10 protein-coding genes are annotated in these 11,913 nt (G+C 41.3%); 9 read left to right on the forward strand and 1 reads right to left on the reverse strand.

From position 1 onward, the window contains the following. Positions 1 to 44 precede the first annotated feature (44 nt). Positions 45 to 1,715: a MobQ family relaxase gene (gene mobQ / locus ACTNDS_RS16355; protein ID WP_441036827.1), complete on the reverse strand. Its 1,671-nt coding sequence runs from the start codon at positions 1,713 to 1,715 to the stop codon at positions 45 to 47. Positions 1,716 to 1,851: 136 nt separating this feature from the next. On the opposite strand from mobQ, the gene ACTNDS_RS16360 reads away from it, so the two are divergent. The 9 genes from ACTNDS_RS16360 (at position 1,852) to ACTNDS_RS16400 (ending at position 11,773) form a co-directional block, all read left to right on the forward strand. Next, the gene (locus ACTNDS_RS16360) at positions 1,852 to 2,238 is read left to right on the forward strand and encodes a hypothetical protein (protein ID WP_118759637.1); all 387 of its coding nucleotides are present in this window, start codon (positions 1,852 to 1,854) and stop codon (positions 2,236 to 2,238) included. After that, positions 2,235 to 4,073: a type IV secretory system conjugative DNA transfer family protein gene (locus ACTNDS_RS16365; RefSeq protein ID WP_441036828.1), complete on the forward strand. Its 1,839-nt coding sequence runs from the start codon at positions 2,235 to 2,237 to the stop codon at positions 4,071 to 4,073. The genes ACTNDS_RS16360 and ACTNDS_RS16365 overlap by 4 nt, the downstream gene beginning before the upstream one ends. Continuing rightward, complete coding sequence (locus tag ACTNDS_RS16370; protein WP_441036829.1) at positions 4,051 to 4,995, forward strand: DUF5688 family protein; 945 nt, start codon at positions 4,051 to 4,053, stop codon at positions 4,993 to 4,995. The genes ACTNDS_RS16365 and ACTNDS_RS16370 overlap by 23 nt, the downstream gene beginning before the upstream one ends. A 511-nt stretch (positions 4,996 to 5,506) precedes the next feature. Further along, positions 5,507 to 6,280: a hypothetical protein gene (locus ACTNDS_RS16375; RefSeq protein WP_441036830.1), complete on the forward strand. Its 774-nt coding sequence runs from the start codon at positions 5,507 to 5,509 to the stop codon at positions 6,278 to 6,280. A 93-nt stretch (positions 6,281 to 6,373) separates the two neighbouring features. Further along, complete coding sequence (locus ACTNDS_RS16380; RefSeq protein ID WP_441036831.1) at positions 6,374 to 6,844, forward strand: type I restriction-modification system subunit M N-terminal domain-containing protein; 471 nt, start codon at positions 6,374 to 6,376, stop codon at positions 6,842 to 6,844. 51 nt (positions 6,845 to 6,895) lie between these two features. Further along, positions 6,896 to 7,270: a TnpV protein gene (locus ACTNDS_RS16385; protein WP_001129922.1), complete on the forward strand. Its 375-nt coding sequence runs from the start codon at positions 6,896 to 6,898 to the stop codon at positions 7,268 to 7,270. Between the two features lie 366 nt (positions 7,271 to 7,636). Further along, positions 7,637 to 9,556 (forward strand): tetracycline resistance ribosomal protection protein Tet(O), encoded by a 1,920-nt coding sequence (tet(O), locus tag ACTNDS_RS16390; RefSeq protein WP_441036832.1) that lies wholly within the window; start codon positions 7,637 to 7,639, stop codon positions 9,554 to 9,556. 50 nt (positions 9,557 to 9,606) lie between these two features. Continuing rightward, positions 9,607 to 10,827 (forward strand): tetracycline efflux MFS transporter Tet(40), encoded by a 1,221-nt coding sequence (gene tet(40), locus ACTNDS_RS16395; protein ID WP_441036833.1) that lies wholly within the window; start codon positions 9,607 to 9,609, stop codon positions 10,825 to 10,827. A 277-nt stretch (positions 10,828 to 11,104) separates the two neighbouring features. Continuing rightward, positions 11,105 to 11,773, forward strand: coding sequence for an SIMPL domain-containing protein (locus tag ACTNDS_RS16400; protein WP_055182586.1), 669 nt, complete (start codon positions 11,105 to 11,107; stop codon positions 11,771 to 11,773). Positions 11,774 to 11,913 lie beyond the last annotated feature (140 nt).

Genomic DNA, 11,913 nt, shown 5'->3' on the forward strand with positions numbered 1-11,913 from the left:
ATAATCATTAATTCGACAGCAAAATTTTACATATCTATTTCTTATCAGAAAGATTTACTTTCCATAGACACAAGAATTTTTACACCCTCGATGCATCCAGTATTCTGCTTGATATGTGAGACTGCCTTTTGTGCATGTTTGTGTAAGGATTCGTTTTTTTTAGTCCAGAATTTCTTTGAAAAAATCGGGTCTTTAGGCAGATATCGGCAAAGTTCCTCATATCTGCTGGAATAATCCTGTATTTTCTGCCTGTAAACGGAAATCTGCTTTTCCATCTGTCCCTGCTCCGATTCCATCTGCCTCAATATCTGAGATTCCTGCTGGAAATCGACAAAATCGGAAAATCCTTCTTCTTCCAGAATCTTTGAAAAACGTTGTTCGCGGAAATGGATGCTGTCCTGTTCTGCCTGTATTGCATTTTGGATTTCAACAGGACGGTTGCTCCATACAGGGAATTTTGCCTTCTGTTCCTCTTTGAGCCGGGAAATCGTTTCCTGTGATGCCTGATTCTTTTTCAGTATGTTTGAACGGGCAGTCTGTACCCTGTTAATAGAATCATGAAGCTTCTGGCTTTGGCTTTTTAAAGAATCCTGTTGCTCTTGGAGTGTTTCAAGGCTGTATTTTGCGGATATGATATCGGATTCCACCTTTCCAAGTTGTTCTGCTAATGATTCATAAAAGGAATCACTTTTTTCGGTGATTTGTGATTCAAGACTATCTAAAATCTCCCGGATGCGTTTATTGGTCTTATTCAGTTTCTTGATTTCCTCATTCATGCGGTATCGCTCGGATGTCTTATCCTTAGAAGCATGTGAACCAAGATGGATGCCGGAAATCGTGTCAGTTCCCTGTTCCTGATAAGAGCGGCAATCGACACGTTCTGGTCGTCCTGCTCTTTCCAATGCCTGATTTACATGCTTCTCCCATGATTGTCTGTATTGGATTATCGCTTCCTTAGAGTTCCAGCGCGTGGTCTTTTCGTCACGCCGTCCATATAATGTACAGCGTGGATTTTTGGAGACCCTTATAAGATTTTCGTTATAAGCCTCAGAAGGGGTCAGCCATACCTTTTCTTTTCCTCTGTAGTACTGATATACCTTTTCCCAGCCATCGTTTTTGGCTCTGCGGTATTCGTCAGCAGTAAAGGCTTCTGTTTCATTATTCCTGCGGCAGATATATTCTTTTTGTGTTTTCGGTGACCATTTGCCGTTTTGGTCAAGTGGTCTGACAGTGAGAAGGATATGTGCGTGAGGATTGCGGAAAATCATGTCTTTTTTATCTGTGACCGGATTTCCTTTCATATCTATCGGTGTTCCTGTCTCATCGCGGAGCGGTGGAGTATGTATATTGATATCTGCCACCATGCCATCTGATATAAATGTGTCCTGGACAAATTCCTGTACAAGTCTGATGTTTTCTTCCATGGACAGTTCCAGTGGAAGGGCAATCATGACCTCTCTGGCGAGTCTGGCATTTTTGCTCTTTTCACTTTTTTCAACAGCATTCCAGAGTACAGAACGGTTACGAAACTCAGCAGGTGCATTTTCAGGAAGCATGATTTCGCTGTGTTCCACCCAGTTTTTTCTTGAATAATCCTCTACGATACCTGTATATTCGTTTTCTATTTTTTCAGCAGCACGATAAGCGGCTGCGGCTACTGCGCTCCTGCCCTCCGAGCGTTTTATGATTTGTATTTGGCATTGAAAGATTGCCATATTAGTCACCTCTTTTTTATTTTTAATATGGAGATTCTCAGATGGGATAAAAGTGTTTTTTATCGGTGTCAGGATTAAGCATATTAGTATTGATAAAGAAAATATCTTTATTAATAAATCACAAGAGGTGAAAAACATGACAGGAGAAAAGATAACAGAACAGAATGAAGATATGCGTGTCCTGATTACATATAAGGGTTCTGCCGAGATTGGCAAGGAATTTCAGGATGATTATATGATACTTGAACTGGTCACTGATGGAAGACCGGATGCTCTGGCTTCGGCAGTTATAAATTTTCCATTGCTGGATGGAAATAAGAGCATTTTTATTCATGACCTTGTTTCTTATGAGTCAATGGAGGCAAAGGAATCTCTGTTAGAGGTAATAGAGAAATTTGCACGAAAACGGGGATATGCAGCCATCTACATCAACAGCATACGACAGGACAGAGGATTTCTGGATAAAGAGAAATTTATGGAGGTATCTGGAAAGACAATGGCGAAGAGGGATGTGAGCAGATGAATCCAAGGATATGGAAATGGATAAACTGGATTTTTTCAAGTGGTATCTGGGTGCAGCCATTTGCAATGGCAGCCCTGATTTGGTTTTTCAAAAATGTTTTACAAGGTGATGTCTCATATCTCATCCTGTTTGTCCTGTCGTTCCTGCCATCTATATATATCTGGTCAGAAAATCAGCGAGAACAGGCTGCCGGGAAAATTGATTTCAGCATTGAAGATACGTTCCATGACAGACCAACAGAATATTCCAGTCCATTAAAGATGCAGGCAATGTATCCGAGAGTAAATGAGAGATTTTTGTTTGATTACCCGGAAGGAGTGGTATTTGGAAGGACAGAGACGGGGATGCTTAAAAAACATACAGAATATTTATGTAAACCATTGGAAAAAGAACATTATAAAGATGGACATGTACTACTGATTGGAGGAAGCGGGAGCGGAAAGAGTGCATCGGTCATCATTCCGACACTTCTGGCATCCCCTGATAACATGGGAATGTTTATTTTGGACATAAAAGGCGAACTTTGGCGAAAAAGCCGCCGCGTTGATGACAAAAATACAGTTATCATAGATTTTCAGGATAGGTCAAAATATGGATGGGATGCTTTATACACTTTGAATAGTAAAACGGAAATACGAGATAAAGATATAAGGGAATGTATGGAAAATATTGCGAATAGTTTAATACCGATTTCGGCAAAAGATACGAATGAGTTTTGGAAACAGTCTGGACGCTCACTTTTGACAGGAGAACTGATAGGCTTATGGAAAAATGGAGATACTAAAAACCTGTCAGAATTAATCAATATAATATTGTCCAGAGATACCAGAGAACTGGTTGAGGAACTGATGGATAAAGCAAAACCAAATGCATCCGAAACGAAATTTCTTTCTTCGTTTAAAAATCTTGCTGATGAGACACTGAGTGGAGTAGTACAACAGATGCAGGAATCTATCAAGGTTTTTGTTGATGATGATATCCGTTATGCCTTTGAGTCCAATACGAAACGGGCGCATCCTCTGATGATAGAAGGTGGGAAAGCCATATTTTTGGCTGTTCGTGAAGAAAAACTGGAGGCATATTATAACGTGATTAACCTTATCATTGCACAGGTTTTTGACAGTCTGATAAAGAGACCGGAGGGGAGTTTGCCGGTGATGGTTGTGATTGATGAGATGGCAAGGCTCTGTTCGCGTGGTGCGATATATGGTTTACATAATCAGATTTTGCTGACAGGAAGGAGTAGAAATATCACCTTGATTATGGTTACACAGTCTTATGAGGCACTGTCAGGAGCGTATAGCAAGGATGACATACAGAGCATCGTGGCGAATAGCGCGTATGTCGTTGTTCTTGACTGTAAGAGTCCTGAAACTGCAAAAAGTATTTGTAGTATGGTAGGGAATTATAAGGATAGGGAGAAAACGTGGTCAGGAACCGGAAAGAACAGGAGCGTGAGTATTTCTTACAGGGATAAGCCGATATTGGAGCCTTCTGACCTGTCAAAACTGGTTGTAGCAGATGAGGCGATTATCGTTTCTGCAGAGTTCGGATATTGCAGGGTGAAGAAGAGTTTTTATTTCAATGATGCAGTCTTGGGTGAATTATCTAGGAAGGTGCAGACATATAATCAGGAGGCACTGGGAATAGAAGGAAAAAATACAGTGCAGATGCCAGTTTATTCAGTGGATGCAGAGGAAGCGGATAGAAACTGGATGGATATTTTAAATGACATATTGAAACAATGTGGCGGCTTTTTGAAAAAAAAGTTTATGTATATAGTAGAACAAAATAAAACAGGAGAGAAAAAAGATGAGAAAAGAAGAAATAGATAAATTACAAAGAGAAATGCAGAAGAATTTAGGCGAAGAATGGGAGGTAAAGCCGATGACCGTAAAGAAAATCGGCGGCGATAAGGAGGCAATAGGATGTAGATTTCAGGGTGATGAGTTCATGGTCGTCTTATATCCGAATGAATATGAGAATCTTTTGAGGTCAGGAACCAGCATTGAGGAAATCGGAACGCATCTGGCACAGGAGGCAGAGCAGAGAAGATATGGCTTTCCACAGATGCCGAAAACGCCGGAAGAATTTAGAAGAGAGCTGTATATCCAAGTGATAAATGCTGATATGAACGAAGAACTGTTAAAAAATGTAGTGCATGATACCATGGGGGATGTTGCGGCGGTTGCCAGATGCAGGATTGCATCCGATAAACAGGGCGTGACTTCCTTTTTAGTAACTAAGGAAAATATGGAATGTTTCCAAATGACACAGGGAGAGATTATGGAGCAGGCATATCACAATACCGCTGCTCAAAAGTATACCATGCAAAATCTAAATGAAATCATGCGTGAACTAATGACTTCAGAAGGATTAGACCCTGAGATGGTAAAGGAACTTACACATGAAGAAACGCCGTTATATGTTTTGACAAATTCTGAGAGAGTAAATGGGGCAAATGCGATTGTCTGCCCGGAGGTTTTACAGCATGTGTATGAGGAACTGGGGGAAAATTATTATATTATGCCAAGTTCTATACATGAGGTCTTACTCGTAAAAGAAAGTACAGGTCTGACACCGGATGAAATGAAACGTATGGTGCATGACGTCAATGTATCAGAGGTACGACCGGAAGAACTGCTCTCATTTAAGATATTTCGTTATGATGGAAGGAAACTTTCAGTGGTGAATGAAGAGAGGCAGGAAATCTCACAGGCAAAAGAAAAAATAAAACATAGTAAGTTATTGCATTGATAATGCAGGGAGGGAAGGATATGAGCAGAGAAGAGATGATGCTGGAAAGCATAAGGAATTACTTCCATGTAAAAAAAGGGCTGTTTAGTTTGGATATTGTCTTAGCGGATGGAAGAAAAATAGAAAGATATATTTAGAATGGATAAGGGTGTCAGAGATGGCATCCTTTTTTGACGATTTTTGTTGGAATGTGGATGAGGGGGATGTATAATACAGGGTATAAGAGAATGTGAGCAAGGAGAGAAAAATGCGGAATTTAATTGACCTGAGGAGTCCAAATGTGAATTTGGTATTATCGAGCCTTTTAAAAGACAGAACTACGGGAAAAAACATCATATTTGCAACAGAGATATCAGGTGATATCCATTTCACAACGAATATTACAAAAGACTTATTGTTAAAAGATAACCGTATAGATATAAGACCGCGTGTATCAAAAAGTTTGGAGGAACAGGTCAAAAGAACGCGAAAAAAAGCAGAAGTATTTACGCCATCATGGATTTGCAATAAAATGAATAATCACTGTGATACGGAATTTTTTGGACGAGAAAATGTGTTTAATATAGAAGACGGGCAAAAGTGGATTCCAAATGATGAAAAGATAGAATTTCCTGCCGGGAAAACATGGAAGGATTATGTGGAATCAAAACGTTTGGAAATCACCTGCGGTGAAGCTCCATATCTTGTGTCACGATATGATACTGTGACAGGTGAGATTATCCCGATTCATCAAAGAATTGGACTATTGGATAGAAAACTGCGAGTCATAAATGAGAACGTGACAACATATAAAACATGGATTCAGTGGGTGTATCGTGCATTTGAAAGTGTGTACGGATATGAGTATCAGGGAGATAATCTGCTGATTGCAAGAATCAATCTTCTTGAAACATTCTGCGAATATACAAGAGACAGATGGCATGAAGAGCCAAATAAAACATCTCTTAATCGTATTGCTGATATCATTAGCTGGAATTTATGGCAGATGGATGGAATTTATGGGGTAATTCCATATGAAGGTGCGGTATATGTGGAAGAGGAAGAAGAGGAATCACACCAGATGACTCTTTTTGAGATATATGGAATTGCTGGGGAAGCCGAGCCGGAACCGGAGGAAGAATTACCTGAGACAATAGATTGTAAGATTTATGATTGGAGTGAAAATAAAAATATGGGTATCCGAAATCTTAGGTTGAAAAACTATAATACATCACTCAACCGATGCAGACCGTTATGGTTGAAACGGGTGTTGTTGATACTCTCTCTAAAATCGTTAAGTGGTTGAAAAAGTGAATTGTCAGAAAATGTCGAATTCTCAATATTTGGTTGAAAACCATCATACTATAGATATAACAACAAACATGATAAGGAGAACACCATGGCAGAACAGACACCGCAGAAATTTAATTATGTAGATGAAATATGGGGTATTGCTGATTATGTCAGAGACATCATCAAGCGTTCAGAGTACAACAGGCTGGTGCTTCCATTCTCATTGCTCAGAAGACTGGAATGTGCGTTAGAGCCAACAAGAGAGGCCGTATCAACTGCTGTCAAGGAACATGAGGCTGACTGGGGTAGAGAAAGCGATAACTACTGTGCTTTTTCCAAGAAGGCATTTTATAATGTAACCAATTTCAGACTAAACAGCTTAGGAGCCAATGATACATTGGATGCTCTGATGGAATACATCAACGGGTTCAGTCCAAACGCCAGAGATATTCTTCTGCGCTTTAAGATTGAGGAAACCTGCAAGATTTTACAGGAACATGGAATGCTCTATTCTGTATGTAAGCGTTTCAGTAGCTTTGACCTTAGTTCAGAGAATGTTTCTGATAGAGAGATGTAGGACGGATTTTGCGGACATTCAAAATAAAAAAGAATGTGGAGGTAACAGACAATGGCAAAATCATTATTTGAGGAACTGGGCGGCAAATACGAAAGGCAAGGGGATTATTTGATACCGTGCTTAACTGTACCCGCCGAAGAAGAACAGGCAATAGGCATCTGGGGGCAACGGCATTTAGATTATCTAAAACAGTACCGTAAAGTTACATACACCAATCTTCTTACAAGCGGCAGGCTAAACGCCTACCTTGCCGACATCAACAGACAGGCACAGGAACGCTTTGAAAGGCTCATAGAGGGTATGAAACAGGCACAGGGCATAACGGAACAGCTAAAGGCAGAAAACGCCTTAGAATGGACAGGATGCCTCAATAACATAAGGGCTTGTGCGAGGGAGATTGTGGAAAAGGAAATTATTTTTGCATAAACAGATGATTAGTGGCAGGGGGAAATCCTGCCGCTTTTTCTGCTTTAGTTTGTCAGCTTGACAAATAAAGGGTTAAGGAATATAATTAGATTCAGTATTATACAAGGAGTTAATAAATATGCGGCAAGGTATTCTTAAATAAACTGTCAATTTGATAGTGGGAACAAAAAGTAGCAGTCCCGTTTCACTTTTAATATGGGGCTTAGTTTTTTGTACCCAGTTTAAGAATACTTTTATCATGTAATTTTATATGCCCGAAAACATATAAGTGTTTTGGGGCTATTGGAGTTATTTACCCAGTGATAGGAGTATTTATCACTGGGTATTTTTATGCCCTTTTTTGGGTGTTGATAGGAGGAAAATCACATGAAAATAATTAACATAGGCATTCTGGCTCACGTTGACGCAGGAAAGACAACATTAACGGAAAGTTTATTATATACCAGTGGTGCAATTGCAGAACTAGGGAGCGTAGATGAAGGCACAACAAGGACAGATACAATGAATTTGGAGCGTCAAAGGGGAATCACTATCCAGACAGCAGTGACATCTTTTCAGTGGGAGGATGTAAAAGTCAACATTATAGATACGCCAGGCCATATGGATTTTTTGGCGGAAGTATACCGTTCTTTATCCGTATTAGACGGAGCAGTATTATTAGTTTCTGCAAAGGATGGCATACAGGCACAGACCCGTATACTGTTTCATGCACTACAGATAATGAAGATTCCGACAATTTTTTTCATCAATAAAATTGACCAAGAGGGGATTGATTTGCCAATGGTATATCGGGAAATGAAAGCAAAGCTTTCTTCGGAAATTATAGTGAAGCAAAAGGTTGGGCAGCATCCCCATATAAATGTAACGGACAATGACGATATGGAACAGTGGGATGCGGTAATTATGGGAAACGATGAACTATTAGAGAAATATATGTCAGGGAAACCGTTTAAAATGTCAGAACTGGAACAGGAAGAAAACAGGAGATTCCAAAACGGAACGTTATTTCCCGTTTATCACGGAAGCGCTAAAAACAATCTGGGGATTCGGCAGCTTATAGAAGTAATTGCCAGTAAATTTTATTCATCAACGCCTGAAGGTCAATCTGAACTATGCGGGCAGGTTTTTAAGATTGAATATTCAGAGAAAAGGCGGCGTTTTGTTTATGTGCGTATATATAGCGGAACATTGCATTTGAGGGATGTTATTAGAATATCTGAAAAAGAGAAAATAAAAATCACAGAGATGTGTATTCCGTCAAATGGTGAAATCGTCCCGGCTGACCATGCCTGTCCGGGAGAAATTGTTATTTTAGCTGATGATACTTTGAAACTGAACGACATTCTGGGAAATGAAAAACTCCTGCCTCACAAAACATGGATTGATAATCCCATGCCATTACTTCGGACAACGGTAGAGCCGCAAAAGCCGGAGCAAAGGGAAGCCCTGTTAAATGCCCTCGCAGAGATTGCTGATACAGACCCTCTTTTAAAATATTATGTGGATACTACAACGCATGAGATTATACTTTCTTTTTTGGGGAATGTGCAGATGGAAGTCATTTGTGCCATCCTTGAGGAAAAATATCATGTGGAGGCAGAAATAAAAGAGCCTACTGTTATATATATGGAAAGACCGCTTAGAAAAGCAGAATATACCATCCACATAGAAGTCCCGCCAAATCCTTTCTGGGCTTCTGTCGGGTTGTCCATAGAGCCGCTCCCTATTGGAAGCGGAGTGCAGTATGAAAGCAGAGTTTCACTTGGATATTTAAATCAATCGTTCCAAAATGCGGTTATGGAGGGGGTTCTTTATGGCTGCGAGCAGGGGCTGTATGGATGGAAAGTGACAGACTGTAAAATCTGTTTTGAATATGGATTGTATTATAGTCCTGTAAGTACCCCCGCAGACTTTCGGCTGCTTTCCCCTATCGTATTGGAGCAGGCTTTAAAAAAAGCAGGGACAGAACTATTAGAGCCATATCTCCACTTTGAAATTTATGCACCGCAGGAATATCTCTCACGGGCGTATCATGATGCTCCAAGGTATTGTGCAGATATTGTAAGTACTCAGATAAAGAATGACGAGGTCATTCTGAAAGGAGAAATCCCTGCTAGATGTATTCAAGAATACAGGAACGATTTAACTTATTTCACAAATGGGCAGGGAGTCTGCTTGACAGAGTTAAAAGGATACCAGCCAGCTATTGGTAAATTTATTTGCCAACCCCGCCGCCCGAATAGCCGTATAGATAAGGTTCGGCATATGTTCCACAAGTTAGCTTAACAGCTTGCAAAAGTCATATAAAATGAGATTTGAAAGGAGAATGTAACTTCATGTTTGCTAAAAATTCAAAGGCATATTCTGTCTACCTGCTGTTCCGATTTGTCTTTTCCCTGGCGTTTTCTATGTCCACAGTGCTTTCCATCGTGTACCACCTGGAGGTGGTGCAGCTGGATGCTTTCCAGCTTGTCCTGGTAGGGACGGTTCTGGAGACCTCCTGCTTTCTGTTCGAGATACCCACCGGTGTGGTGGCGGATTTGTATAGCCGTCGGCGCTCGGTGCTGATTGGAATGTTCCTCTACGGCCTGGGCTTTCTGATGGAGGGTGCGCTACCGTGGTTCGCGCCGGTTCTGCTGGCCCAGGTTGTCTGGGGTTGCGGTGATACCTTCATCACCGGCGCTCTGGAGGCGTGGATTGCCTCGGAGGAAGAGGACAAACCCATAGACAAGGTGTTCCTGCGGGGCAGTCAAATGGGGCAAATCGGCGGCGTTCTGGGCGTGGTGCTGGGCACACTGCTGGGAAACATAAACCTGCAAATGCCTGTCATCTTGGGGGGCAGTTTGTGCTTGTTGTTGGGGCTGGTGTTGGTTCGCATCATGCCAGAAACCAACTTCTCCCCTGCTATTGAGGAACGGCAGGGCTTGCTTAAAGACTTTGTCTGCCTGTTCAAGCTCAACCTGGGCTTTGTGAAAGGCGCACCTGTGTTGCTGGCGCTCTTAGCAATCACACTATGCGGGGGACTTGCCAGTGAAGGCTTTGACCGGCTCTCCACCGCTCATTTTCTGGATGACACGGTAATACCCGTTATCGGGCCGCTGAACAGCGTCACTTGGTTCGGTGTTATCAGTCTTATCGGCAACGGCTTAGGTATTCTGGCTTCTCAGTTGCTCATCGCCCGCATGGAGAAAAAAGGGACTGTCAGCCGAACCAGTGTGGTCATGTCCACCAGCGCCGGGTATATCCTGTGCCTGGTTCTCTTCGCGGTGGGGCGGAGCTTTTGGTTCATGTTGTTGGTGTTCCTGCTGGCGGGGCTTATGCGCACCATCAAGGAGCCTGTGCTGGCCGCCTGGATGAACGACCATGTGGATGAGAAAATGCGCGCCACAGTCTTTTCCACCAGCGGACAGCTGGACTCTTTCGGGCAGATCATCGGCGGGCCTATTGTGGGGCTGGTAGCCCAGCAGGTGTCCATACCCTGGGGGCTGGTCTGTACCGCTTTCCTGCTGTTGCCCGCGCTGTTCTTAGTGCCGGTGGCGGGAAAGAAGCGGGATTGATATGGCATAGTTAAGTTTACTGACGAGCGGGAGATTACTTCCGCTCGTCTTCATTTAGTAGCGCAAAATTTGAGGACTCTTTATTTCCTTATTCGGTATAGCGGAGGCGGCTGTCAATTCGACATAATTTTCTTGTGATACTTTACCGTACATGAGCATTTGTTTCGTATTTGAAAGAACAAACTCACCAAATAAAAAAAACGATATTCGGGTGGGTTATTTTGTTATACCCTAAATTACCCTCTGAATTTGTTTTTAAATTTGGAGGGATTTTTTTATGTCCTTTTTTCGGGCAGTTACAGGAAAAGGGAAAATAGCAGTAAAGCCGGATAAAATCCGGTTATATGTCAACAAGGAAGAACTTTGCAAAGAATATGAAGATACTCTCCGAAGGTCAACAGAAGATACAGAGCTTCTCAAGGATTTGTTTGAGAAACTTGGTTTTCAGAGAAAAGACCTTAAAACAGTATATTTTAATGTCGATACAGAATATGAAAGCTATCAGGACAGAGATAAGAGCTGGAAGCGAAGATTTAAAGGTTATAAGTATAATCACCATATGAAAATAGAGTTTGCAGCTGATAATAAAAGATTAGGGCAAGTCCTTTACGCTTTGGCTCATAGCTCATTAAGGCCAGAGTTTTCTATTGAGTATACAGTGGCAGATGTAGAAAAATGTAAAAATGAGCTGTTACATAAAGCAATCGAGGATTCCATTCAAAAGGCACAGGTGCTTACAACAGCAGCAAATGTGAAATTGGGTGAAATACAGGCAATTGATTATTCTTGGGGAGAGATAGATTTTGTAACAAAGCCATTGAATGAAATGAGATTAATGGAGTGTACGGAATGTGAAATGAGTGCACCGGGAGCATATGATATAGATATTGAGGCAGACGATATTAATGTTACTGATACGGCAACTGTAATATGGGAAATTGCATAAAGAGGAAGATATAAATAGATTAGACGAAAAGCAAGAGGCACCGTTAAAGTGGTAGTGTAAAATAGTTTGTGTTTTTGGTAAAAAATAACTCCTTTTTGGTAAGAATTCAGATATGACAATTCTTATCGAAAAGGAGTATT

This window comes from Blautia sp. HCP3S3_C12, from assembly GCF_052064155.1.
Taxonomy (GTDB): Bacteria; Bacillota; Clostridia; order Lachnospirales; family Lachnospiraceae; genus Blautia_A.

Excerpts from the sequence above, each read along its gene's own strand:
- mobQ (WP_441036827.1), bottom strand. The coding sequence starts at position 1,715 with ATGGCAATCTTTCAATGCCAAATACAAATCATAAAACGCTCGGAGGGC.
- ACTNDS_RS16360 (WP_118759637.1), top strand. The coding sequence starts at position 1,852 with ATGACAGGAGAAAAGATAACAGAACAGAATGAAGATATGCGTGTCCTG.
- ACTNDS_RS16365 (WP_441036828.1), top strand. The coding sequence starts at position 2,235 with ATGAATCCAAGGATATGGAAATGGATAAACTGGATTTTTTCAAGTGGT.
- ACTNDS_RS16370 (WP_441036829.1), top strand. The coding sequence starts at position 4,051 with ATGAGAAAAGAAGAAATAGATAAATTACAAAGAGAAATGCAGAAGAAT.
- ACTNDS_RS16375 (WP_441036830.1), top strand. The coding sequence starts at position 5,507 with ATGAATAATCACTGTGATACGGAATTTTTTGGACGAGAAAATGTGTTT.
- ACTNDS_RS16380 (WP_441036831.1), top strand. The coding sequence starts at position 6,374 with ATGGCAGAACAGACACCGCAGAAATTTAATTATGTAGATGAAATATGG.
- ACTNDS_RS16385 (WP_001129922.1), top strand. The coding sequence starts at position 6,896 with ATGGCAAAATCATTATTTGAGGAACTGGGCGGCAAATACGAAAGGCAA.
- ACTNDS_RS16400 (WP_055182586.1), top strand. The coding sequence starts at position 11,105 with ATGTCCTTTTTTCGGGCAGTTACAGGAAAAGGGAAAATAGCAGTAAAG.